This window comes from Bacillus spongiae (assembly GCF_037120725.1).
In the GTDB taxonomy this organism is placed as follows: domain Bacteria; phylum Bacillota; class Bacilli; order Bacillales; family Bacillaceae_K; genus Bacillus_CI; species Bacillus_CI spongiae.
Genome location: NZ_JBBAXC010000002.1, coordinates 301048 through 324506, shown reverse-complemented (window position 1 = coordinate 324506; position 23459 = coordinate 301048). Strand labels below are relative to the sequence as shown.

Below are 23459 nucleotides of genomic sequence, written 5' to 3'. Positions count from 1 at the left end.
CTAACTAATTCTCTCAAAATTTAAATCTTGTTTTTCAAACGATAGACATACGCTAATACTTCAGCAACGGCTTTAAAAAATTCCTCCGGGATACTTTCACCTATATCAGCTGTATCATATAACGCTCGTGCTAAAGGGCGATTTTCAACCATCGTGACATCATGCTCTTTTGCAATCAACTTTATTTTTTGAGCGAGAAAATCAACTCCTTTAGCGATGACAATTGGAGCTTCTGATTTTTCCTCATCATATTTTAATGCGATAGCAAAATGAGTTGGGTTTGTAATAATAACGTCTGCTTGTGGCACTTCTTGCATCATTCTCCGTTGTGCCATTTCTCTTTGCCTTTGCTTTATTTTCGATTTAATTAGAGGGTCTCCCTCTGTGTTTTTAAACTCATCTTTAATATCCTGCTTTGACATTCGAATGTTCTTTTCAAAATCGTACTTTTGATACAAGTAATCAAAAACCGCTAAGAATAATAATGATAGAGAAGCAGCGATTCCCATTTGTATCGTTAAACTAATAATCGTTTTTCCGGATGCAGCCGGACTTTTAAATGACAGAGATAATACTTCCTCTATCCTCACCCATAACACGATAAATGTAATAGTTCCTACAAAAGAAATCTTTAAAATAGATTTAATTAATTCTACTATTGCTCGCATCGAGAAGATGCGTTTAAAACCTTTAATTGGGTCAATCTTTTCTAACTTAGGTTTAAGTGGTTCTGTTGAAAAAAGAAAGCCTATTTGTAAATAATTGGACACGATTGCCGAAATCATTGCAATCAACATAACAGGAGCTAACAAAAGCATCATTTGTTGGAAAACCTCTATTGCAATGGCTTCAACTGTGCTAGCTGATAAGGAAATAAGCATATAATCTTCAAACGTATGATGAAATAGCTGGAAGATGATTTTCCCAATAAAGCTTCCCCCAAATAATAAAAATAAAAATACTGCTAGTAATACAAATGCCGTGTTTACATCTTGACTTTTGGCTGTTTGACCTTTTTTTCTTGACTCTTGACGTTTCTTTGGCGTTGCTTTTTCAGTTTTCTCTCCTGCAAAAAACTGTAAGTCTAAAGATAAATACTTCATAATAATTAACTCCCCATCAACTTCATTACATCTCTCATTGTAAGCAACATCTGTTCAAAAAGTTGACTAGTTAAAGCCATAATGACACCCATTACGACAAACAATACGATAAAACTTACCGCTATTTTAATTGGGAATCCGACAACAAAAATATTCAATTGAGGAACAGTTCTTGCAACAATTCCCAAGGCAACATCAACTAAAAATAAAGTACCCACTATCGGAACGGCCATTTGAAAAGCGATGACAAACACAGAATTGAAAGCGGTGATAATATAATTCACCAATGACTCATTTTTAAAAGGGATCCAAGCTTCGGTCAATGGAATAAACTCATAGCTATAGTAAATACCATCTAATAAAAGGTGATGACCATTTAATGCAAGAAGAAGCAAGAGAGCAAATGTATACAAATATTGGCCAGTGATAGGACTTTGAGCTCCTGTTTGAGGGTCGACAACATTAGCAATGGCAAAACCCATTTGAAAATCAATGAAGCCGCCTGCAATTTGTATCGCTGACACAATCATATATGCTGTAAATCCCACTAATAAGCCAACCATGGTTTCCTTTATAATTAGTAAAAAATAGTAACCATCTATTGGAATAGGGTCCGTTGCAACGACGTAATACATGATCCATGCCAAGACAGCCGAAAAACCAATTCGGTGTTGAGCAGGAATAGTACGATAAGAAAACAAAGGCAACGTAACAAAAAAAGCAGAAAGTCGAACAAAAATCAGTAGATAGACTGAAAATATCGGGATTAATTGTTCCATGGCATTACCCTACAAAACGAGTCAAGTTCGTAAATATTTCAGTTGTATAGGATAAAAGCGTCGTTAACATCCATGGACCAAAAAATATAACACCGATTAACACGGCTACTATTTTAGGAATAAATGCTAATGTTTGTTCTTGAATTTGTGTTGTTGCTTGAAAGATACTAACGATTAAACCTACAACTAAGGCTAATAATAGTAACGGAGCTGAAATCAATAGTATTGTATAGACCCCTCGTTCTGCGAGTGAGATGACCATTTCTGAATTCAATAAATTTCACCTACTTAAAAGCTTTGTAATAGTGATTTAATGACTAAATACCAACCGTCTACAAGAACAAATAATAAAATCTTAAAAGGCAAAGAGATCATAACCGGTGGTAACATCATCATTCCCATACTCATTAGTACACTCGCAACGACCATATCAATTACTAAAAAAGGAATAAAAATCATAAATCCAATTTGAAAGGCCGTTTTTATTTCACTTAATGCAAAAGCTGGAACTAATGAAGTTAAAGGAATATCCTGAACGGATTCAGGGGTATCTGATTTAGAATAGGATAAAAATAATTCAAGGTCTTTTTGCCTTGTATGTTTACTCATAAATTCTTTAAATGGAACAGTAGCACGATCTGAAGCTTCTTCTAATGTAATTTCTTCATTAAATAAAGGTGTTAAAGCATTGTCGTTCACTTCCTGTAACGTTGGAGCCATAATAAAAAAGGTTAAAAATAAAGATAGCCCAATTAATACTTGATTTGGCGGCATTTGTTGCGTCGCTAAGGCTGTTCTGACAAACGACAAAACAATAACAATTCGAGTAAAACAAGTCATCAATATTAATATACTTGGAGCAAGTGATAGTACCGTTAGTAAGAGGAGAAGCCTTACAGAGGTAGAAACTGTTTCAGGAGACCCATTATTAAACAATTCCATTACATCATTCATCTAGTGAATTCTCCTCTTTTTTCAGTTCGTTAAACATGTTTTTTCTCCCTTTTTTTAAATCATCTAACTGTGACTTAAATAGTGAACGAAACGGAAGGTCGGTTTCTTTTTTTCCTTTCATTCGTTTTGACCACCCTCTCACGAGAGGGTTCGAACCTTTAAGTAAATTTTCATAATTATTTTCAAACGAGGTAATAAATTCTTCGTATTCCTTCGCCTCATCAATTTCTTTAATTAAATGAATATCTTCCCCTACTCCCAAAACTAGGATTCGGTTTCCTACTTTCACCACTTGAACCGATCTGTTCCCTCCTAATGAGGTTCCGCCTAAATTATGTAGTAGTTTTGTTTGCTGAAAGGAACGACTTCGCTGACTAATAAACCGTAATAATGTATAGATTAAACCGATCACAAATAGCAAGGCGACAATCATTTTGATAAAATCCATCATTGAGACAGTAGGGGCTGACACCATTTGTTCATTTGTTTTCTCAGTATCAATTTCTTCACTATCTTTTTGACAACCTTCCATGCTAGCATTCACGCAATCTGCAACAGAAGGATTGACAGAAGCTTGGGGGTGAGACTCCCCCCACCCCAGCAAACTCATTATAACGACTATTACTACCATCCATTTCTTTTGACTTCTCAACCGTTAAGCACCTTCTTGTTGAATTATTAAGCGAGTGTTTTCGCAATAGCTTCTAATACGCGGTCTGCTTGAAACGGCTTAACAATAAAGTCTTTAGCACCCGCTTGAATAGCATCAATGACCATTGCTTGTTGACCCATTGCAGAGCACATAATGACTCTTGAACTACTGTCAAAGCTTTTAATTTCTTTCAATGCAGCGATTCCATCCATTTCTGGCATCGTAATATCCATTGTTACTAAATCAGGCTTTAACTCTTTGTATTTTTCTATCGCTTGAGCACCATTTTCTGCCTCTGCCACAACTTCATACCCATTTTTTACTAAAATATCTTTTATCATCATTCTCATAAATGCTGCATCATCAACAATTAAAATTCGATTTGTCATGCTTCAACCCCCTGCTTATTTCTATTTTAATTGGTTTAAACGTTCGCTTTGACTAACGATATCGGTAATGCGAACACCAAAATTTTCATCAATGACAACGACTTCTCCTTTAGCAATCAGTCGGCTATTAACTAAAATATCAACCGGTTCTCCTGCTAATTTATCTAACTCAATGATAGAACCTGCTGAAAGCGCTAATATATCCTTCACCGAACGCTTTGTCCTTCCTAATTCAACCGTTACTTGAAGCGGGATATCAAGCAACATATTTAAATTATTTACCTCATGCTCTTGTAATTGAGGTGTTTCAAAAGAAGTGAACGCAGCTGGTTGCACTTGGACATTGCCACCACTCGTTGCCCCTCCAAAATGTTGAGGTCCACTTGCAGCTCTAGGTTGAGTTGCAAATTGCGGCTCTTGCTTCGCCCCTTTTCCAGTCTCCATAGGTGGTGGAGAAGTCTCAACAGTTTCTTCTGGTGTTTCTTCATTGTTGTTTACCGAGTTTACTGTTTGTTGATTTCCCTTATTTGTTAATTCATTGACTAAGCTTTTAGCGAAACTTAGTGGAACAAGTTGCATAATATTTGAATCTATTAATGTACCAATTTTAAGCGAGAAAGATACTTTCACAAGTAAATCTTGATTAGGAATATTTTCTGTCCCTCTCCCTTCTGGTACATACATTAAATCAATTACGGGAGGTGAAATATCTACTTTTTTGGCAAAAACTGTAGACATCGACGTGGCGGCAGAACCCATCATTTGGTTCATTGCTTCCTGAACAGCACTTAATTGAATTTCACCGAGATTATCAGATGGATTTAATCCGTCTCCTCCCAGCATTAAATCTGCGATAATGGCTGCATCTGACTGTTTAATGACAAGTAAATTTGAACCGATAAACCCTTCTGTATACTGTACTTGTATGGCGACATATGGATGAGGAAACTCATCCTTCAATTTTCCATGATCGATAATCGCTACAGTAGGTGTTGTAATTTCCACTTTTTGATTAAGGAGCGTAGAGAGCGCTGTTGCCGAACTACCAAAGGATATATTCCCAATTTCTCCTAAAGTATCTTGTTCAAAACTAGATAAGTAGTTTTCTACTATATTCATTGCTTGATTTTCCATTTCATTGTCTTCCGTTCCATTTAGAAGAGCATCAATCTCATCTTGAGAGAGCATATCACTCATCATTGTCTCCCCCCTTCAAATTTTCTAAAATTTGGACAGCTATCTTTTTCTTTACTTTCCCAGGTTGTACGGTAAATTTAGGGATTTCGCCAACTTTCATAACAAGTGGTAAATCGATTTTCTGATTGAGTTCAACGACGTCCCCAGTATCAAGCATTAAAAAGTCTTCAATGGTAATTTCTGAAGTACCTAGCTCGGTAATGACTGGAACGTAAGCTTTTTTTATTCGACTTTCCAATGTCTCAACTTCTACTGGCTCTCGCTCTTTCTTTTCTGTTTGCATCCAATAATGAACAGAGAGCTTAGGTATAATAGGTTCTAATACAACGTGAGGAATACAAATATTTATCATTCCACTCGTCTCTCCAATTATTGTTTCTAAAGAAATCACCACAACCGTTTCATTAGGAGAAACCATTTGTAGAAATTGGGGATTCACTTCAAAATCAGATAATATAGGGTCAATATCCGCAATCGTTGACCATGCTTCACGTAAATTTTCAAATGCTTGGTCAAAAAGATTCGACATGATCTTCGTTTCAATTTCAGTTAAATTTTCTACCTTATTTACACTTGAACCTCGCCCTCCCATGACACGATCCATCATTGCATAGGCGATGTTTGGATTGACTTCAAATAAAATCCGTCCTTCTAATGGAGGAACTTCAAATACATTTAAAATCGTCATTTTCGGGATAGATCGAATAAATTCTTCATAAGGAATTTGATCCGCTGATGCAACGGATATTTGTACATACGTTCGCAGCTGTGCTGAAAAATAAGTTGTTAATAAGCGCGAAAAATTCTCATGAAGCCTTGTTAAACTTCTTATTTGATCTTTTGAAAAGCGAAGAGCACGTTTAAAGTCATATAACTTTACTTTTCTCGCTTCATCTTCATCTTTAAAATCATCAGCGCTCATTTCACCCGTTGACAGAGCCGATAAAAGGGCATCAATCTCATTTTGAGATAGCACTTCACTTGACATCCCTCTTCACCCTCTCTTATTTGATGGAATTGATGTATTATTGAATAACGCTGGAGGTGATATATACCTTCTCTACTTTTCCTTCTTGTATCAACTCATTAAATTTTAAAGTCAGCAGTGATTCAAATTGTTGCTTCCCAGCTTTCCCCCGTAAATTTTGAGCCTTAACTTCAGACAATTCTTCAATAATAATATTGCGAATTTGGAAATCACGTTTTTCTACTTCTGATTTTGCTTTTTTACTATCTGTTTGAATTTTAAAAGAAATACGGATGAAATCATCACTGTAAAGATTTGTCGTAATTTCTGAGATATCAACGGATGAATCACGGATTTCATCAATTGTCGGATTAATTTCTTCGGCTTCGCCTTTACTATTCAACAAGAGTATTAGAACAGTCACTCCAACTAGTGTAATCGTCACTAATATTAAAAACATTGTGCTGAGTAGCTTATTATTTGGTTTCATCCTTTTCCCTCACCCTCTCTAATCCAAGAAGATTGACATGCTCATAAAACTTCAGAACTTTACTTTGCAATTCCTGTTCACTTTCTTTAACCACATATTTTTTTCCATTTGTTAACGTAATTGTTGTATCAGGTAACGCTTCAATACTTTCAAAAAAAAGAGCATTCAACCAAAAAGTTGTCCCATTTAATCTTGTGACTGTAATCATAGCCTCGCCAGAGCAGGATGGCTCCTACCTCCCTTAACGTTTTAAGTTTACTAACTCTTGAAGAATTTCATCAGATGTTGTGATAATCCTAGTATTTGCTTGAAACCCACGTTGAGCGACAATCATTTCTGTAAACTCTTCGGATAAATCAACATTGGACATTTCAAGAGCACCAGATTGTAAGCTGCCTCTTCCTTCAGAAGCAATCCCATAATTCGGAAGACCTGAGTTATTAGATGTGATATACATATTTTCACCTGTTTTTTGAAGTCCTGCTCCATTCGAGAAGGTAGCTATTACGAGTTGACTTAACACCCGCACCTCTCCATTTGAGAAAATCCCATTTACTTCTCCAGAAGAACTAATATTAAAGCTCTCAAGATACCCTTCTGCATTTCCATCAATAGTTTCTACGTTTGCAGAAGTAGTAGAATCAAATTGTGTTAGCTTACTAAAATCCAACTCAATGTCCTGAGGTGAGGAAGCATTATTGGTTAAGGCCATGGATAACGTTGCATTACCACCTGTGTACTCTCCAGTATTTGAAAAAGAGATATTACCAGTGTTTGAAGTGAGAGCCACATTTCCGTTAGCGGTTGTAACAGCATAACCCCAAGAATTACTACCTTGATTTGTGAGCGTCAACTTCAATTCTATATCCTGTCCAAGTGAGTCCTTCACTTTAAAATCAATGACAACGTCCGTATTGCTTGACGCCTTCAAATTCCCGTCAAACGAAGCTTCTTCAGTGGCTTGTGGCGCCATTGTCGTATCGGTATCAATCGTAATATCTGTCAACGTACTTCTATCAATATTTCCATTTCCATCTACCGAAAAACCTTGCACTAAACTTCCATTCCCGGTTACAAGCTGACCTTCTGAATCTAAATAAAAATTCCCAGCTCGAGTATAGGCTTCACCAGTACCCATCCTTGTCACAAAATATCCGTCTCCAGAAATCGCTACATCTAATGATCTTCCAGTCGTTTGAAGGCTTCCCTGTGTATCAATAAGATCCACTGTTGCTAATGTTCCACCAAGTCCAATTTGCTTAGGGTTTTGTCCGCCCTTTGTTTCAGTTGCACTACTAGCTCCTGAAACAGTTTGATTCATTAAATCTTGAAACGTTACTCTTCCTTTTTTAAACCCATACGTATTTACATTGGAAATATTATTGCCTATCACATCTAATTTAGTTTGAAAATTTTTCATTCCACTAATTCCAGAGTACATTGAACGTATCATATTTCTTCCCCTTTCGATTTAGCTGCTTCTGTCATTCCACAGCTACCGGCTTCCAAGAGTTGGTCCAGCCTTTATGTTTCCAATAAGATGGCTCCATCAATATTCGTAAAAATTTGAGACGCTGCTTCTTCCCTGTTCATCGCAGTAATAACGGTTTCATTTGTTACACTAATAATAAATGCTACATCTTTAACCATTACAAGAGACTCATTTATTCCCATCTCTTTGGCTTGGGCAATCTTTTCTTCAATTAAAAGCCAATCATTAGCCGATAAGCTAATAGCACGATTTTCAATTCGCTCCCTTGCGTGCTTACTGATCGTTAAGGAGGTAGGCTTATCGAGCGCAGCTTTTAAATGGTTGGCAAAGGGATTATCCGTCTGAATACCTTTTGAACTTTTCTTAGGTAGATAGTTGCGTGTAGTAGGTTGTATTGGTAGCGCATGAATATAACGCTTTTCCAAACGACCACTCCTTTATTCAATTTTAGTAAGCTGACTAGCCTCAATTTCTCTTTCATCAAGAAAGCGAAGCCAAATTTCTCCATCTTTTTGAAATACCGATAGCACACTTCCAACTTCTTCTACTCCTTGATTATTAATCCAACCAACATTTCTCCCAATTAAATGGCTAGCTTCGACCAAATCATTTCCTTGAACGAAATGATTCACTTCGCTTATATTACTTGGAGTTAAAACGGTTCCATCATCTAATGTGAATTCAACAGAATCTACGCCAAACTTCACACCGGTAATCTTGCCCGTTCCTTCTATAATTGCATCGTCCTCATTAATTTGATGCCAAGTTACTTCTTTTCCAACAAACTGATTATAGGAAATCAATTGATTTTGTTTTTGTACTTCTACCAAGTTATCCATTGACTTCCCTAGATTGGTCATTTGTTCTAATGAAGAAAAAGTAGCCATTTGCGCAATAAAATCTTTATCTTGCATTGGATTTAATGGATCCTGATTTTGTAATTGCGTCATTAGAATTTTCAAAAAATCATCTTTCCCTAATATCTCTCCGCTTGTTTCTCTCTGTTCTGCTTGATAAGAAGAGAGCAGAAGCGTAGAATCAATCGTATTACTCATCTCCATCACCTATATCTCAATATTTAATAGAAGCTCTTTAAAGCTCTCAAAAGAATTTTGATCTGAAAATTCTTGGCTATCTGAATTCTGTTTTTGTTTTTGATGTTGTTGATGATTTTGTTGTTTTTGATTTCCTTTGTCCTGTCTCAATTCATCTGACAGCATCTGTTGAACTTCCATTTTTTCAACCTGAAGGTTTTGTTGCTGAAATGCTTGTTTAAGTCCATGCAACTGGGAATCTATTAACTCCTTTGCCGCAATAGTAGAAGTCAAAATTCTTGCTGTCATTAATCCGTTCTTGTGAAGAAGTTCTATTCGTAAACTTCCTAATTCTTCAGGATATAGTTTAATTAACAGTTTATTCATATTTGGGAGCTTCCCAAATTGTGCTCTTGATAATACTGAAGAAAATTCCTTAACGAATTTTTCATATGAAAGACTTTCAGCCTTCGTTAAATGTAACTCTTGCTGCATGATTCTTGAAGGTAGTGTCAATACGTCTAGCTGATGTCCTGACGACTTTCCCTCTTGCGTAACGATTCCTTTATTAGACATTTCAATTCCATTACCATCAGTAGGGAGTGTAGAACGAAAGGCCAGTTGTAAAATGGATTCTTTTGAAAAAGAATTTTTTATAATGGATTCAATTTTTCCTACAAGCTGTTGCAAATCTTGCTTCATATTTGAAGCTCTCATTGACATTTCTAGTGTTTGATCTTGATTTTCTACCAATGCTAATCGTATCTTTGTAGCTTGGATAGGTGTTGACAGTTCGTTTGCACTGTATTTTTGCAATTGATCTTGCGTCAATTTTGCCATTATCTCAACGAGAAATGGAATGATTTCTTCTTCTGGTAGGTCGGCATACTCTTCCTTTGATATCCCCAAGTCCTGAGCTATTTTATGTACCATACTTGTAATTTCATGTTCGATTTCTTCTCTAGGCATATTCATTAATTCAGCAATTTTGGAAAGAGTAGGCTCTTGATTTCGTTTCGTGTCTAGCGGTATGTCATGGTTCCCTTGCACTATATTTAATAGTGCTTTTAGCTCTTCAACACTTTCTACTTGTTCAGGATTTTCTTCTTTTGCGCTTCCATTTAATTGTGATAGAACATTTATAAATGAATTGGTTGCTAACGATTTACTGTTCATCCCACTAAGTTCTATTTGCTGAAGAGTTTGTACTTGTGTCTGAATCGAGCCTAAATTCATATGTTCACCTCCTTTCAAATAGAACTGAATTAAGTTTCTGTTTGAATCGAAAGTTTTTCAGTGAATATCGCTGCCGTTTCAGGCGGCAGTTTTTCGAGAATCTTCGCTAATTGTTCAGACTTAATTTTTGAAAGAATCCACAATGCCTCTTCTTCTTCCATCTCTACAAGAATGTTCGCCGCACTTTTAGCAGACATTTCTTCATAAGAAGTGATGATTTCTTTTGCTTCACGTTTATTATTTTCCTGAATTTGTTGAAACTCATCCATTTGTTCTTGCAATTGCTGTTCCTTTAATGAAGCTTGTTCTAATTTATTTGATTGTTTATTTAGTTCGTTTTCCAGTTGAGTAATTCTAGCCTCTTTATCCTGTAGTTCGGCTTGAAGATTGATAACCATTGCTCCATCTTCCTGAACATTGTCTTCTTCGATTACCTTTGAAAGGAGTGGTATTTTCTGACTCATTTCATTCATTTTGTCGAACACATTAATATCTGCTGCTGTTGCAATTAAAAGGACAATAATGATTACAACAAAAATAGGGAATATTATGACTAAAAAAACCCATTGGAATAGATTAAATGGTTTATCTTGTTGAACTTTTTCTTTCTTTTCCATAAAATCACCTAATTTCGCGGTTCACGTATTTCATGACCGATAACTCGTCTAATACTTTGTTTTCTTGCTTTTGTTGGTTAATCGTAAATACTTTATAATCATTTTCTTTCATCTTTTCATACTGCTTTACTTCGATGTTTTTTTCCGTTACTTTCTGTTCTAGCCACTTCATTTTGTTTCTAGCTTTTATTACTTGATCTTGATAAAAAACAATAGACTTTTCCAAGTTAGTGATAAACATTTGGTAATGGCGCACCTCTTGTACAGGAAATCCATTGACAAGTTGATTTGATTGGTAGGTTTCTAAGTCCTCTTTTTTCTTCAAAGCGTTGTATAGTTTCTCTGCCGTTTTTTCAAATTGTCGAACACTATCTTGAAAATGATAAACAGTTTCTTCTTTTTCCTGTTCTTTCAAAATTAAGACCTTATCGAACTTAAACTGAAACTTTTTCATAGAAGCTCACCCTTTTCCGCCAAATGTATGAGAGAGGCAATACTCGTATCGATGGATATTTTTTCATGAGTACCTTGTTGTAAAAATGATAGAATATTGGGGTTATAAGCGATTGCTTCATCTATTTCAGCAGATGTCCCTTTCTTATATGCACCAATATTGATTAAATCCTCAGAGTTCTCATATGTACTGATTAAATCACGTATTCGGCTAGCAGCTATTTTGTGAGTACCATCTGCTAAATGATTCATTAATCGACTTACACTTTTTAATACATTAATAGCTGGGAAATGACCTTTGTTCGCAATAGAACGATCTAAAACAATATGGCCATCTAAAATACCTCGAACGGTATCAGCAATCGGCTCATTCATATCGTCGCCATCTACCAAGACTGTGTAAAATGCTGTAATACTCCCATGCTCATTCGTTCCTGTTCTCTCTAATAATTTTGGTAAACTGGCAAATACAGATGGTGTATACCCTTTTGTTGCAGGTGGTTCACCAGCAGCAAGTCCTATTTCACGTTGCGCCATGGCTATTCGTGTAACGGAATCCATCATAAGCATCACATTGAAACCTTTATCTCGGAAGTATTCAGCAATGGCTGTGGCGGTATATGCTCCTTTTATTCTCATCAACGCAGGTTGATCAGACGTTGCCGCGATAATAATGGATTTCTTTAACCCTTCCTCACCAAGGTCTCTTTCAATAAACTCTCTAACTTCTCTTCCTCTTTCCCCAATTAAAGCAATTATGTTTATATCTGCATTTGTGTTTCGAGCAATCATACCAAGCAATGTACTTTTCCCTACTCCACTTCCAGCAAAAATTCCAACTCGCTGACCTTTTCCGATTGTTAGAAGCGAATCAATTGTACGAACACCTACTTCTATCTTTTCATCGATTGGCGGCCGACTAAGCGGATTAGGGGGCACACGATCTGTTAGTGTAGTGGTTAACCCTCTCGGTAACGAATCATTTGTTAATGGATTCCCTAATGAATCGAGAATTTGACCTATTAATGGAATTCCTACCTTTACTTCAAGTGGTTTGCTTGTTGCTTCTACTAAACTACCTGGAGAAATCTCATTAACCATTGAATAAGGCATTAATAATACAGAACCTTCATTAAACCCAACCACCTCAGCAATAATCTTTTGATCTGGCCTAGATGAAACTCCTTTTACATGGATATAACAAACTTCACCAATTGCACTTTCAGGCCCTTTAGACTCAATCATAATCCCAATGACACGTTTTACTTTGCCGAAACGTTTATATGTATTAATTGAATCAATTTCGTCTACTAGATCCACTAACTTCATTATTGTTCTCCTTCAAGAAGTTCCATTAGTTTTATTTGTAATTGTTGTAATTGGCTGTCCAAACTAACGATAATTCTCCCTTGATTCGATTCAATGATACATTCCGTTTCTGAAATATCTTCATTTGGATATAAATAATAATGTGCATTTGGTGCAATGATTCTGCGAATTTCTTCATCGTATTCAGTTAAAAGGTCATGATTAGAAGGATGAACATGTATTTGAACTTCTTTCAACTCTACCGCTTCTTTTAAGCCTCTCTTCACAATGGAGACAAAGGTTTTAGGGTCTTCTTTTAGTTTCTTTCCAAGTATTCTTTCTGCGCATTTTATCGCTGTTTTAAGGATTAACTTTTCTGCACTTTCAATATGACGACGAAACTCAACCTTTGAAGATTCGACCACTTGTTTTCCTTCAACTATCAAGTTTTGGTATTCAGAAATCGATTCTTCTTTCCCTTGTCGAAAACCTTCATCGTATCCTTCTTTCCGTGCTTGTTGAAGCGCGAGTTCACACTGACTTTTAAACTCTTGTTTTTGAGTGTTCACTTCATTAATTATCGTTAACTTATGTGATTCAGCCTCTTCAATAATTCTTAGTGCCTCTTGCTTCGCTTCTTCTAGCAACTGTATATGATTTTGTTTTCTTTCCTCTTCCTTCTGTTCATTCGTAGTTGTCGAAAATCGTTTTAAAGATATCTCTCGAGAAGGATTCCCCACCGCTGATGTTTGGCGTGACTTAAAAATTCTAGACAATAATATCATCTCCTCCGCCACGAGCAATGATGATTTCTCCTGCATCTTCTAAGCGGCGAATGATAGCGACAATGCGTGACTGTGCTTCTTCAACATCCCGCAAGCGGACGGGCCCCATAAACTCCATTTCTTCCTTAAAGCTGTCCACCATACGTTTAGAAATATTTTTATAAATAACACCTTTGACTTCTTCACTTGAAACTTTAAGTGATAATAATAGGTCTTCATTTTCACAATCACGAATAACACGTTGAATCGCTCGATTATCTAGCGTAACAATATCCTCAAATACAAACATTCGTTTCTTAATTTCCTCTGCAAGTTCAGGGTCTTGAATTTCTAGCGAGTCTAAAATCGTTTTTTCTGTGGAACGATCCACCCCATTTAATACTTCAACTACCGTTTCAACTCCGCCCGTTTGCGTGTAATCTTGAGTAACAGTCGCTGATAATTTCCTTTCAAGAATTGCTTCCACTTCACTAATAATTTCTGGTGAAGTACTATCCATTAAGGCAATCCTTTTCGCAATATCCGCTTGAACCTCTTGAGGTAGTTCAGATAATATTTGTCCTGCTGGTTGCGGATCTAAATATGACAGAATAAGAGCAATCGTTTGCGGGTGTTCGTTTTGAATAAAATTTAATATTTGAGCTGCATCAGCTTTTCTCGCAAAATCAAATGGTTTCACTTGCAGCGATGACGTCAGTCGATTGATGATATTCGTTGCTTGCTCTGCTCCTAACGCTTTTTCGAGTACCCTTTTGGCATAGCCAATACCACCTTGACTAATATAGTCTTGAGCAAGAGCAAGGCTATGAAATTCTTCTAATATGTCTTCTTTCGATTCCGCTTGAACTTTTTTTACCCCTGAAATTTCAAGCGTTAGTTTTTCTATTTCTTCTTCTGATAAATGTTGATAGACCGATGAGGCGACATCTGTACCTAATGAGATAAGGAGGATAGCGGCTTTTTGCTTTCCTGTTAATTGATTATTTTTATTCATTGTCAATTCCTCCTACTCTTCAGTTAACCAAGTGCGTAGTAATTTAGCGAATTCATCTGGATTTTCTTTCGCCATTTTCTCTATTTGTTTTCTTCTCAGGGAAGATTCTGTTTCAGTGCTTTCATTTACATCAGGAATATGAATAGGCAACGGTTCTTGTTCAAGCTCCATTTCCTCTTCAACCTTCTTCTTTCTAATCCGTAGAATGATGATAATTAATAGAATAATGGCTACGAGTAATACTCCACCGATTACGTATACCCACCATGGTAGGTAAGGAGAATTTGGTGGAGAAAATTCCGTCTTTCCATTAAATCGTTGAACGGAGACGACAATTTTATCTTGAATCGCTTGTTCCGATACATCTGTCCCAGACTCTTTATCTATTGACGTCCTAACAATAGTAGACAAGATTTGTGAAATGTCGTTCTTACTCTCCTCTGGTAAAGAATTCAAGTCCTCAGGGTTTGGTGGCTCAACCATTACTTGAATTCCTAAATCTCTAATTTTATAAGGGCTTTCAATAATTTCTTTCCGAATTCGATTTACTTCATTATTAATCGTTTCTTCTACTCTTTCATAATCTCCATTTTCTGATGAGCCTTCAACGTAGGAGCTTCCTAAAGAATCAGCTGGGTCTTCTGCAATCGGAACCCCACCGGCAACATTCCCATTTCCTGAGAAAGTTTCCGATATTCTTTGTGCACTAATGGTTATTCCTTCAACATTTTCTTCATCAACTGGTTCAACTAAGTTGACCTCTCTATTTTCCCGAGTAAAGTCAATGTCAGCCGTTACTGAAACGACGACTTTATCGTAACCAATTAACGTACCTAACATATTCTGAACCTGTCGTTGAAGATCCCGTTCAATTTGTTTCTTAATCCCCATTTGGTCCGTTACCTCTCCAGCAAAGGCATTATTATTAGCGCCATTCAAATCGAAATATTCGAAGTATTGGTTTGTAATAACAATGTTTTCAGTCGGAAGATTTGGCACACTTTTTGAAACTAAGTGATAAAGAGCAGAGATTTGTTTTTCCTCAAAATTTTGACCAGGTAATGTATTTAAAACAATAGAAGCTGAAGCTTGTTCACTAGAGTCGTCTACGAAAACACTTTTTTCCGGTAAGGAAACCATTACCTTCGCATCCTGTACTCCTTCAATTCCTTTCATTAATTCCGCAAGCTCAGATTGAAGCGCATCTAATTTCAATACATTAAATTCATTATCTGTCATTCCGAAACCAGCGTTTTGGCTAAAAAAAGAATAATCAATACTACCCGATTTCGGTATCCCTTCGGCAGCCAACTCAACTTTTAACGTATCCACCATCTCTTTCGGTACCATTATCGTTGATCCGCCTTCAGCAATTTGAGAACTAATTCCTCGTGCATCTAAATTCTCTTTAATCGAACCTGTTTCAGAAGGAGTTAAATTACTATATAGTGGTTCGAGCGTTGTTTTTGATGCAAAATAACTAACAACTGCGATGATGACTATAGCTAATACTACGATAATTCCCATCATCCATTTTTGCTTGTTCGTTTTCGAAGCCCAGAAGGCTGTTGTTTTTTCTCTAATCTTTATTAATGTGTCATTCATAAAAATCCCCCGGTTATTCTGTTGTTTTGGCAGCAAATAACCTCAACTATTACATTTGCATTCTCATGATTTCTTTATAGGATTCTACAACTTTATTTCGAATCTCTACTGTTGTCTGCAAACTAATACTCGCCTTTTGTGCCGCTATCATAACTTGGTGTAAGTCTACCTCTTCACCTTTTACAACCTTTTCAGTTAGCTCATGAGATTTCATTTCTAACTCATTTACTTCATTTAACGATTGCGTTAAAAATTCAGCAAAATTCGTATGAGCTTCGTTTGGGGTAGTTTTTATTTTTTTTTCAGACGACGGACTTAAAATAATCTGGTTTATCGAATCAATATTACTGAAGGCCATTTTATATACTCCTTATCTACCAATTTCTAATGATTTTGTTAGTAGTGACTTGTTTGCGTTAAACACAGTCACATTGGCTTCATATGAACGAGTTGCTGATATTAAATCTGTCATCTCTCTTAACGGATCAACATTCGGCATACTTACATACCCTTCTTGATTTGCATCAGGATGAGTTGGGTCATAAACTAATTTATTTGGCGTTTCGGTATCTTCCACTATTTTCGATACTTCAACTCCACCGTTATTTAGTTTACCTTTCATTGCTGAAGATAAAAAAGAAGAAAACGGAGTATCTTTCGGCTGTAGTACGACTGATTTTCTTTGATATGGTTGCCACTCTCCGTCAACTAGTTTACCTCTAGTTGTATCGACATTGGCCATATTCGATGAAATGACATCCATCCTCAATCGTTGAGCCGTTAACGCTGAAGCGGTCGTATTCATTGAATTAAATATCGACATGCTTATTTACCTCCTTTAATCACTGTCTGAAGATTCCTGAATTGATGGTTTAATTGTTCCGTTAGTGATTGAAAATAAATCTGGTTTGTTGCCATGTCTGCCATTTCTTTATCCATATCAACACCGTTCCCATTATGATTATATTGGAATGTGTCTTTGGCAACTAGATTAGTATCGAACATAGACTTTCCACTAATTTCAAAGTGTCGAGTGTCTGTGCGTTGACCGATTAAACTATGATTAATGGAACTTTCCAGGTAATCCTTAAATTTCACATCAATTGTTTTGTAATTTGGTGTATCTACATTAGCAATATTATGTGAGATTGCTTTTTGCTTTAAGGATGAATAGTCTAACCCTCTCTCAATCACATTAAAAGTATCGGAAAATAACTTCAAGGTTTTCACCTCTTTCCAAGAACTGACGAATTTATTGTAAATCTGACAAATAAAATGAAAACTTACTAACTATTGTAATGTTAATATAATCGACTGTCTATGTGAAAAGAGCTATTTTATATGTGAAAATCAGCCTATTTTCACATTGTAAGACTTTTGTCATAGTTCGATTATTCGACATAGTTAGACAATTCAATTATTATCTGAGTATTCCAATTCTTCCTTTAAAATCCATCTTTTCTATATCTAGTTATTAAGATTATTTGCTGATTTTTCTCATAAAATCCTCTATTTTAACCATCCATTTCATCTTCATAGCTCATAGTTCAATGGTCTTTTCTAAAAAAGCAAAAGGCTTCTTTCTTATTTCCTCTTCTTTCTCCATCAAATTCCACTTCACCCTTTTTAACTCCCTAACTATCATCAATCCCCCGCTTACTTCCTAAACTTCTTTACAGTACAGTGATGACGAAGCAAGTTCTCACAATATGAAGAATAATTCTTCATACGAACATATAGATGTATACCTTAAAAACTGATAGTATTCACCATGCTTATCGATAAAACTACCCTGAAACCATTCTATACTCCTTCTTTTATGCCACCTAGTTAAGATCGTAAAAACCTCTTAATGAAACAATAAACCACCGTCAAACAGAAGAGAACTCCAGGACATTAAAGCCCTGTTCCTTTCAATGGGTTAATGTAAAAACACCAGCTAAAAAATTAGCTAGTGTTCCCAAAAACTAAATATTTGTCGATTTTTGTAATAAATATTATACTTCCAATAACTTATTTATTTCTAATATTAAGTAATAACAATTTAAATAATCTCAATTTCATTCCTTCATTTATGTATTTATAGTCATAGTACATTCAAAAGAAGGACGTTTTACCTATAAAATATAATAGAAGAGGCGCATAGCGCCTCTTCTTTTTATTAGTTTGTTTTTAATTTATCTAATTCAAGTAAAAATTTATTATTTAGTACTTTAATATAGGTTCCTTTCATCCCAAGTGAGCGTGACTCGATAACGCCCGCACTCTCTAATTTACGAAGTGCATTGACGATAACAGAACGTGTGATTCCAACACGGTCAGCAATTTTAGAGGCAACTAGTAAACCTTCATTTCCATCTAATTCTTCAAAAATATGCTCAATTGCCTCTAGCTCACTATAAGAAAGGGAAGAAATGGCCATTTGGACAACTGCTTTACTTCGTGCTTCCTCTTCAATTTCTTCTGCTTTTTCTCTTAATATCTCCATTCCTACAACTGTAGCACCATATTCACCTAAAATTAAATCATCATCCTCAAAGCTTGCTGCTAAACGAGCAAGGATCAATGTACCTAGTCGCTCTCCCCCACCAATAATTGGGACAATAGTAGTTAAACCATTTTTGAAAAACTCTTTATTTTCTACAGGAAATGCCGTGTATTCACTCTCTACATTTAAATTAGATGATGTCTCTGAAATGTTAAATAAATTATTTGTGTATTCTTCTGGAAATTGACGATCCTCAAGCATTTGCTTCATTCGCTCATTTTCAATTTGCTGATTGACAGCAAATCCAAGTAATTTTCCTCTTCTACTAACAACAAATACATTTGCCTCAATGACACTAGATAATGTCTCTGACATTTCTTTGAAATTCACTGGTTTTCCCGCTGCTTTTTGTAACATTGCATTAATTTTTCTTGTCTTATTTAATAAATTCATCTTAAATCCTCCTAAACGTATCGTAAGTCTTTATGCATTATAAAATAAATTCACTTAAGTCTTTATTCTTTGATATTTTTCCTAGCTTTGAATCAACATACTGTGGTGTAATCTCAACTTTCTCCATAGAGATTTCAGGTGCTTCAAATGATAAATCCTCAAGTAGTTTTTCCATGATTGTATGTAACCTTCTAGCACCGATATTATCTGTGTTTTGGTTTACTTCAAATGCTATTTCAGCCATTCTACGAATAGCATCGTCAGAAAATTCTATTTGTATACCTTCTGTTTCAATTAATGCGATATATTGTTTTACAATCGCATTGTCTGGTTCTACTAAAATCCGAACAAAGTCTTCGACAGAAAGCTTTTGAAGCTCTACACGAATTGGAAAACGCCCTTGTAGTTCAGGAATCAAGTCAGAGGGTTTTGCAATATGAAAGGCTCCTGCTGCAATAAATAAAACGTGATCCGTCTTAACAGACCCGTATTTTGTGACAATTGTTGACCCTTCTACAACAGGTAAAATATCGCGTTGAACACCTTCTCTTGAGACATCAGCAGAAGATTGTGATGAACTTTTGCTCGCAATTTTATCAATTTCATCAATAAAGATAATCCCTGATTGTTCTGCTCTTCTAACCCCTTCAGATGTCACTTCATCCATATCAATTAACTTCTGAGCTTCTTCGTTTGTAAGAACTTTTCTTGCTTCCTTCACTTTTAACTTTCTCTTCTTCTTCTTTTTCGGCATAAAGCTACTCAGCGCATCCTGCATGTTCATACCCATTTGTTCCATCCCAGAACCTTGTAGCATATCAAACATGGACGGCTGTTGCTCCTCAACTTCTACCGAAATCCATTCATTTTCAAGCTCCCCTTTGGCAAGCTTCGTTTCAACTGCTTTACGCTTTTGAAAGATAGAGGCTTCTTCTTTATCTTCTTCTATAGTTTCATCTGTAGTTTGATTATTACCAAAGATCATTTCGAATGGATTTTTTATATTAGTATTCTTTTTTGCTGATGGAACAAGTAATTCGATCAATCGATTATTTGCATTCTCCTGAGCGCGTTCTTTAACATTTTGCATCTTCTCTTCTTTCACTAACCGCACAGAAGTTTCTACTAAATCCCTGACCATCGATTCAACGTCTCGACCTACATAACCAACCTCGGTAAATTTTGTCGCCTCAACTTTAATAAATGGTGCATGAACTAGTTTAGCAATTCTCCTTGCAATTTCTGTTTTTCCAACACCTGTTGGTCCCATCATCAATATATTTTTAGGTTGGATTTCCTCTTGAAGCTTTTCTTCTAGTAAGCTTCTTCGATATCGATTTCTCAATGCTACAGCTACTGATTTCTTCGCCTCATCTTGACCTACAATATATTGATCTAACCGATCAACTATTTGTCGGGGAGTTAAGTTCTTCTCATTTTCCATTCCACTCACTCCTTTTATAGTTCTTCTACAATAATATTAGAATTGGTATACACACAAATGTCTGCTGCAATGTTTAAGGCCGCTTCAGCGATTTCCCTTGCGGTTAAATTATCACCTGCGTGCTGCTTTAAAGCTCTACCTGCTGAAAGAGCATAATTCCCACCAGAACCAATGGCTAGAATGCCATCATCAGGTTCAATTACTTCACCTGTTCCAGAGACAAGAAGGATATTTGTTTGATTCATTACAATCAACATTGCCTCTAACTGTCGCAGCATTTTATCACTTCGCCATTGCTTCGCCAGTTCAACAGCCGCTCGTTTAATGTTCCCATTATACTCTTCTAGCTTGCCCTCAAACAGCTCAAACAAAGTAAAAGCATCAGCTACTGAGCCAGCAAATCCAGCTATAACTTTGCCATTATACAATTTCCTCACTTTTTTTGCCTTGTGCTTCATAACCACTGCATTCCCTAAAGTAACTTGCCCGTCACCAGACATTGCATTTCTTCCATTATGTTGTATGGCAAAGATAGTAGTCGCGTGAAATTGTTCCAACAGTACTCCTCCTCTATTATCTTAAGCTCGTGGATGATAAGCCATGTACGTATTTCGCAAATGTTCCTTCGTCACATGAGTGTATATTTGCGTTGAAGAAAGGTGTGAATGACCTAACAATTCTTGAACAGACCTTAAATCAGCGCCGTTATTTAATAAATGTGTTGCAAAGGTATGGCGCAACATATGTGGGTGAATTTTTTCATTTATAGATGCCTTAGTCACAATATCATTAAGAATATGGCGTATTCCCCCAGTGGTTATTGCCTTACCGCGAAAATTTACAAACATATAGGAATGTTTTTCTTCCCCCATCAGCAATGGGCGTGCATGACTTAAATAGGATTCCATTGCGTCTAAAGCAAAACTCCCGACAGGGACATACCTTTCCTTATTTCCTTTTCCTCTTACTAATAATATTGACCTTGAACGATCCAAATCATTCAATTGAATCCCAGCACATTCACTTACCCGTATACCTGTCGCATAAAGTAATTCAAATAAGGCCAAATTCCGTTGTTGTAAAGGCTCCGTTCCTTGACAAATCGTAAATAGTTTTTCCATTTCTTCCTCATAGAAGAATTGAGGTAGCCTCTTTTCTTCCTTAGGATGATGAACAAGGGAGAAAGGGTTTTCTATTACCTGTTTTTCTCTCATAAAATATTTATAAAAACTTCTTAAGCAAGAGATCTTTCTAGCTACTGTATTTCTAGCACTTTTTCGTTCATACAGTTCCGTTAGATAGACCCTTGCTTCAAAATACTGTACGTCCCCAATAGTATGAATATTCTCTCTTAATAAAAATTGCAGAAATTCCTTTAAATCGCTTTCATACTGGTGAATTGTATGGTGAGAATAATTTCTCTCAACCTTTAAATATTGAATAAATTGTGATAGTTGTTGTGTATATGCTTCTTTCACGATATATCACCTCGCTAAGGCTTTTCAATATTATCATACAAGATACTAGGTTGCAATGAATATCACACTTTTTTCACAAAGTTCTGAATTGTTTCTAACGCCCTATTAGCATGTGCTTCATTTCGTTCTTGTTTGTTCTTAATCTTTTTCGGTAATGCAGGGAAAAGTCCAAAATTAGCATTCATCGGTTGGAAATTTTTCGCATTCGCTGTCGTAATGTATCTCGCCATACTTCCAATAGCTGTTTCGTGAGGGAACTCTACTGGCTGTTGTCCTGTTGCTAAACGAGCAGCATTGAGGCCAGCAACCAACCCGCTTGCTGCAGATTCTACATACCCCTCTACTCCTGTCATTTGACCAGCAAAAAATAAATCCTCACGGTTATTAAACTGGTACGTAGGTTTTAAAACCTTTGGTGAATTAATAAATGTATTACGATGCATCACACCATAACGAACAATTTCTGCATTTTCTAAACCAGGAATGAGTCTAATTACCTCTTTTTGTGGGCCCCATTTTAAATGTGTCTGAAATCCGACAATATTATAAAGGGTTCCTGCTGCATCATCTTGCCTTAGCTGAACTACGGCGTAAGGACGTTTTCCTGTTTTAGGATCTTCTAATCCCACAGGCTTCATTGGACCAAATAGCATCGTTTTCTTCCCACGATTAGCCATTACTTCAATTGGCATACATCCTTCAAAGAATACCTCCTTCTCAAACTCCTTTAAAGGTACGGTTTCAGCTGAAATTAAAGCCTCATAAAAACGTTCAAATTCTTCTTCTGTCATAGGGCAATTTAAATACGCTGCTTCCCCTTTATCATAGCGCGATTTTAAATAAACCTTATCCATATTTATGCTATCTTTTTCAAGAATAGGAGCAGCTGCATCATAAAAATATAAATAATCTTCTCCTGTTAATTTACGAAGATCATCTGATAAAGTTTCACTTGTTAACGGCCCTGTTGCAATAATAGTGGTTCCGGTTGGAATCTCCTTCACCTCTTCATTAATGACCGTTACGTTAGGATGCCCCTTCACTCTCTCAGTTACATTCTTAGCAAATTCATGACGGTCTACTGCTAATGCTCCGCCCGCTGGTACTGCGCAATCATCTGCAGCAGCTATAATAACCGAATTAAGTTTTCTCATCTCTTCTTTTAAAACACCAACAGCGTTTGTTAACGTGTTAGCTCGTAACGAGTTGGAGCAAACAAGCTCAGCAAATTTATCCGTATGGTGAGCAGGTGTTTGCCTAATTGGTCTCATTTCATATAGTTTCACTTGAATCCCTTTATTTGCTAACTGCCAAGCTGCTTCACTTCCCGCTAGCCCAGCTCCTATTACATTTACGCTACCTGCCATGTAGTAAACCCTCCATCTAACTGTCTATTGTTCATTATCCTCTAGTCTTGCCTTTTTCGTAAAGCATTTTACCTTTCATCACAAGAAATTTAATAGTTTCAAATGTTTGAACTTCTGGTTATGATTTGAAAATTACCGTTTCCAAACAGAAAGAGTGAGCTAGACGCTCACCCT

At 36.2% G+C, this 23459-nt stretch carries 28 protein-coding genes; all 28 read right to left on the bottom strand.

The features are described 5' to 3' along the window. Positions 1 to 20: 20 nt before the first annotated feature. The gene (flhB, locus tag WAK64_RS03765) at positions 21 to 1103 is read right to left on the bottom strand and encodes a flagellar biosynthesis protein FlhB (RefSeq protein WP_336585607.1); all 1083 of its coding nucleotides are present in this window, start codon (positions 1101 to 1103) and stop codon (positions 21 to 23) included. A gap of 5 nt (positions 1104 to 1108) precedes the next feature. Then, positions 1109 to 1882 carry a flagellar biosynthetic protein FliR gene (gene fliR / locus WAK64_RS03760; protein WP_336585606.1) on the bottom strand — a complete coding sequence of 258 codons (774 nt, stop codon included), beginning with the start codon at positions 1880 to 1882 and terminating at the stop codon, positions 1109 to 1111. A 4-nt stretch (positions 1883 to 1886) separates the two neighbouring features. Beyond that, on the bottom strand, positions 1887 to 2156 hold the full coding sequence (fliQ, locus tag WAK64_RS03755) for a flagellar biosynthesis protein FliQ (protein WP_336585605.1): 270 nt from the start codon (positions 2154 to 2156) through the stop codon (positions 1887 to 1889). 14 nt (positions 2157 to 2170) lie between these two features. After that, positions 2171 to 2836 (bottom strand): flagellar type III secretion system pore protein FliP, encoded by a 666-nt coding sequence (fliP, locus tag WAK64_RS03750; protein ID WP_336585604.1) that lies wholly within the window; start codon positions 2834 to 2836, stop codon positions 2171 to 2173. Then, positions 2829 to 3488 carry a flagellar biosynthetic protein FliO gene (locus WAK64_RS03745; protein ID WP_336585603.1) on the bottom strand — a complete coding sequence of 220 codons (660 nt, stop codon included), beginning with the start codon at positions 3486 to 3488 and terminating at the stop codon, positions 2829 to 2831. Before WAK64_RS03745 ends, fliP begins: the two co-directional genes overlap by 8 nt. A gap of 26 nt (positions 3489 to 3514) precedes the next feature. Next, positions 3515 to 3877, bottom strand: coding sequence for a response regulator (locus tag WAK64_RS03740; RefSeq protein ID WP_336585602.1), 363 nt, complete (start codon positions 3875 to 3877; stop codon positions 3515 to 3517). 21 nt (positions 3878 to 3898) lie between these two features. Continuing rightward, a complete protein-coding gene (gene fliY / locus WAK64_RS03735; RefSeq protein WP_336585601.1) occupies positions 3899 to 5077 on the bottom strand; it encodes a flagellar motor switch phosphatase FliY in 1179 nt (392 codons plus the stop codon). Then, a complete protein-coding gene (gene fliM / locus WAK64_RS03730; RefSeq protein ID WP_336585600.1) occupies positions 5067 to 6062 on the bottom strand; it encodes a flagellar motor switch protein FliM in 996 nt (331 codons plus the stop codon). Before fliM ends, fliY begins: the two co-directional genes overlap by 11 nt. Before the next feature lie 37 nt (positions 6063 to 6099). Further along, entirely contained in the window at positions 6100 to 6531 is a 432-nt protein-coding gene (fliL, locus tag WAK64_RS03725) for a flagellar basal body-associated protein FliL (RefSeq protein ID WP_336585599.1), read from the bottom strand. Continuing rightward, positions 6518 to 6739: a flagellar FlbD family protein gene (locus WAK64_RS03720; RefSeq protein WP_336585598.1), complete on the bottom strand. Its 222-nt coding sequence runs from the start codon at positions 6737 to 6739 to the stop codon at positions 6518 to 6520. Before WAK64_RS03720 ends, fliL begins: the two co-directional genes overlap by 14 nt. 33 nt (positions 6740 to 6772) lie before the next feature. After that, positions 6773 to 7984: a flagellar hook protein FlgE gene (locus tag WAK64_RS03715; protein ID WP_336585597.1), complete on the bottom strand. Its 1212-nt coding sequence runs from the start codon at positions 7982 to 7984 to the stop codon at positions 6773 to 6775. Positions 7985 to 8055: 71 nt separating this feature from the next. Then, positions 8056 to 8448, bottom strand: coding sequence for a TIGR02530 family flagellar biosynthesis protein (locus WAK64_RS03710; RefSeq protein WP_336585596.1), 393 nt, complete (start codon positions 8446 to 8448; stop codon positions 8056 to 8058). 12 nt (positions 8449 to 8460) lie between these two features. Further along, complete coding sequence (gene flgD / locus WAK64_RS03705) at positions 8461 to 9078, bottom strand: flagellar hook assembly protein FlgD (RefSeq protein ID WP_336585595.1); 618 nt, start codon at positions 9076 to 9078, stop codon at positions 8461 to 8463. A gap of 9 nt (positions 9079 to 9087) precedes the next feature. After that, positions 9088 to 10293, bottom strand: a complete 1206-nt coding sequence (locus WAK64_RS03700) for a flagellar hook-length control protein FliK (RefSeq protein ID WP_336585594.1) — start codon at positions 10291 to 10293, stop codon at positions 9088 to 9090. A gap of 29 nt (positions 10294 to 10322) precedes the next feature. Continuing rightward, on the bottom strand, positions 10323 to 10910 hold the full coding sequence (locus WAK64_RS03695) for a MotE family protein (protein ID WP_336585593.1): 588 nt from the start codon (positions 10908 to 10910) through the stop codon (positions 10323 to 10325). 4 nt (positions 10911 to 10914) lie between these two features. After that, a complete protein-coding gene (gene fliJ / locus WAK64_RS03690) occupies positions 10915 to 11364 on the bottom strand; it encodes a flagellar export protein FliJ (RefSeq protein WP_336585592.1) in 450 nt (149 codons plus the stop codon). Beyond that, positions 11361 to 12692, bottom strand: a complete 1332-nt coding sequence (fliI, locus tag WAK64_RS03685) for a flagellar protein export ATPase FliI (protein WP_336585591.1) — start codon at positions 12690 to 12692, stop codon at positions 11361 to 11363. The genes fliJ and fliI overlap by 4 nt, the downstream gene beginning before the upstream one ends. Continuing rightward, positions 12692 to 13447, bottom strand: a complete 756-nt coding sequence (fliH, locus tag WAK64_RS03680) for a flagellar assembly protein FliH (RefSeq protein WP_336585590.1) — start codon at positions 13445 to 13447, stop codon at positions 12692 to 12694. The genes fliI and fliH overlap by 1 nt, the downstream gene beginning before the upstream one ends. Further along, on the bottom strand, positions 13440 to 14450 hold the full coding sequence (fliG, locus tag WAK64_RS03675) for a flagellar motor switch protein FliG (RefSeq protein WP_336585589.1): 1011 nt from the start codon (positions 14448 to 14450) through the stop codon (positions 13440 to 13442). The genes fliH and fliG overlap by 8 nt, the downstream gene beginning before the upstream one ends. A 12-nt stretch (positions 14451 to 14462) precedes the next feature. Then, entirely contained in the window at positions 14463 to 16055 is a 1593-nt protein-coding gene (gene fliF / locus WAK64_RS03670; protein WP_336585588.1) for a flagellar basal-body MS-ring/collar protein FliF, read from the bottom strand. A 49-nt stretch (positions 16056 to 16104) separates the two neighbouring features. Then, entirely contained in the window at positions 16105 to 16413 is a 309-nt protein-coding gene (gene fliE / locus WAK64_RS03665; protein ID WP_336585587.1) for a flagellar hook-basal body complex protein FliE, read from the bottom strand. 12 nt (positions 16414 to 16425) lie between these two features. Beyond that, the gene (gene flgC, locus WAK64_RS03660) at positions 16426 to 16878 is read right to left on the bottom strand and encodes a flagellar basal body rod protein FlgC (protein WP_336585586.1); all 453 of its coding nucleotides are present in this window, start codon (positions 16876 to 16878) and stop codon (positions 16426 to 16428) included. Between the two features lie 2 nt (positions 16879 to 16880). Beyond that, positions 16881 to 17285, bottom strand: a complete 405-nt coding sequence (flgB, locus tag WAK64_RS03655; protein WP_336585585.1) for a flagellar basal body rod protein FlgB — start codon at positions 17283 to 17285, stop codon at positions 16881 to 16883. A gap of 931 nt (positions 17286 to 18216) precedes the next feature. Continuing rightward, the gene (codY, locus tag WAK64_RS03650) at positions 18217 to 18996 is read right to left on the bottom strand and encodes a GTP-sensing pleiotropic transcriptional regulator CodY (protein WP_336585584.1); all 780 of its coding nucleotides are present in this window, start codon (positions 18994 to 18996) and stop codon (positions 18217 to 18219) included. A gap of 37 nt (positions 18997 to 19033) precedes the next feature. Next, complete coding sequence (gene hslU / locus WAK64_RS03645) at positions 19034 to 20440, bottom strand: HslU--HslV peptidase ATPase subunit (protein WP_336585583.1); 1407 nt, start codon at positions 20438 to 20440, stop codon at positions 19034 to 19036. 14 nt (positions 20441 to 20454) lie between these two features. Next, the gene (gene hslV, locus WAK64_RS03640) at positions 20455 to 20997 is read right to left on the bottom strand and encodes an ATP-dependent protease subunit HslV (RefSeq protein ID WP_336585582.1); all 543 of its coding nucleotides are present in this window, start codon (positions 20995 to 20997) and stop codon (positions 20455 to 20457) included. Positions 20998 to 21018: 21 nt separating this feature from the next. Next, on the bottom strand, positions 21019 to 21918 hold the full coding sequence (gene xerC, locus WAK64_RS03635) for a tyrosine recombinase XerC (RefSeq protein WP_336585581.1): 900 nt from the start codon (positions 21916 to 21918) through the stop codon (positions 21019 to 21021). Between the two features lie 62 nt (positions 21919 to 21980). Then, complete coding sequence (gene trmFO, locus WAK64_RS03630) at positions 21981 to 23285, bottom strand: FADH(2)-oxidizing methylenetetrahydrofolate--tRNA-(uracil(54)-C(5))-methyltransferase TrmFO (RefSeq protein ID WP_336585580.1); 1305 nt, start codon at positions 23283 to 23285, stop codon at positions 21981 to 21983. Between the last annotated feature and the right edge of the window lie 174 nt (positions 23286 to 23459).

Bases quoted from the DNA above. Each gene is read 5' to 3' on its own strand.
- flhB (WP_336585607.1), bottom strand. From the start codon at position 1,103: ATGAAGTATTTATCTTTAGACTTACAGTTTTTTGCAGGAGAGAAAACT.
- fliR (WP_336585606.1), bottom strand. From the start codon at position 1,882: ATGGAACAATTAATCCCGATATTTTCAGTCTATCTACTGATTTTTGTT.
- fliP (WP_336585604.1), bottom strand. From the start codon at position 2,836: ATGAATGATGTAATGGAATTGTTTAATAATGGGTCTCCTGAAACAGTT.
- WAK64_RS03740 (WP_336585602.1), bottom strand. From the start codon at position 3,877: ATGACAAATCGAATTTTAATTGTTGATGATGCAGCATTTATGAGAATG.
- fliY (WP_336585601.1), bottom strand. From the start codon at position 5,077: ATGATGAGTGATATGCTCTCTCAAGATGAGATTGATGCTCTTCTAAAT.
- fliM (WP_336585600.1), bottom strand. From the start codon at position 6,062: ATGTCAAGTGAAGTGCTATCTCAAAATGAGATTGATGCCCTTTTATCG.
- fliL (WP_336585599.1), bottom strand. From the start codon at position 6,531: ATGAAACCAAATAATAAGCTACTCAGCACAATGTTTTTAATATTAGTG.
- WAK64_RS03720 (WP_336585598.1), bottom strand. From the start codon at position 6,739: ATGATTACAGTCACAAGATTAAATGGGACAACTTTTTGGTTGAATGCT.
- WAK64_RS03715 (WP_336585597.1), bottom strand. From the start codon at position 7,984: ATGATACGTTCAATGTACTCTGGAATTAGTGGAATGAAAAATTTTCAA.
- flgD (WP_336585595.1), bottom strand. From the start codon at position 9,078: ATGAGTAATACGATTGATTCTACGCTTCTGCTCTCTTCTTATCAAGCA.
- WAK64_RS03700 (WP_336585594.1), bottom strand. From the start codon at position 10,293: ATGAATTTAGGCTCGATTCAGACACAAGTACAAACTCTTCAGCAAATA.
- WAK64_RS03695 (WP_336585593.1), bottom strand. From the start codon at position 10,910: ATGGAAAAGAAAGAAAAAGTTCAACAAGATAAACCATTTAATCTATTC.
- fliJ (WP_336585592.1), bottom strand. From the start codon at position 11,364: ATGAAAAAGTTTCAGTTTAAGTTCGATAAGGTCTTAATTTTGAAAGAA.
- fliI (WP_336585591.1), bottom strand. From the start codon at position 12,692: ATGAAGTTAGTGGATCTAGTAGACGAAATTGATTCAATTAATACATAT.
- fliG (WP_336585589.1), bottom strand. From the start codon at position 14,450: ATGAATAAAAATAATCAATTAACAGGAAAGCAAAAAGCCGCTATCCTC.
- fliF (WP_336585588.1), bottom strand. From the start codon at position 16,055: ATGAATGACACATTAATAAAGATTAGAGAAAAAACAACAGCCTTCTGG.
- fliE (WP_336585587.1), bottom strand. From the start codon at position 16,413: ATGGCCTTCAGTAATATTGATTCGATAAACCAGATTATTTTAAGTCCG.
- flgC (WP_336585586.1), bottom strand. From the start codon at position 16,878: ATGTCGATATTTAATTCAATGAATACGACCGCTTCAGCGTTAACGGCT.
- codY (WP_336585584.1), bottom strand. From the start codon at position 18,996: ATGAATTTATTAAATAAGACAAGAAAAATTAATGCAATGTTACAAAAA.
- hslU (WP_336585583.1), bottom strand. From the start codon at position 20,440: ATGGAAAATGAGAAGAACTTAACTCCCCGACAAATAGTTGATCGGTTA.
- trmFO (WP_336585580.1), bottom strand. From the start codon at position 23,285: ATGGCAGGTAGCGTAAATGTAATAGGAGCTGGGCTAGCGGGAAGTGAA.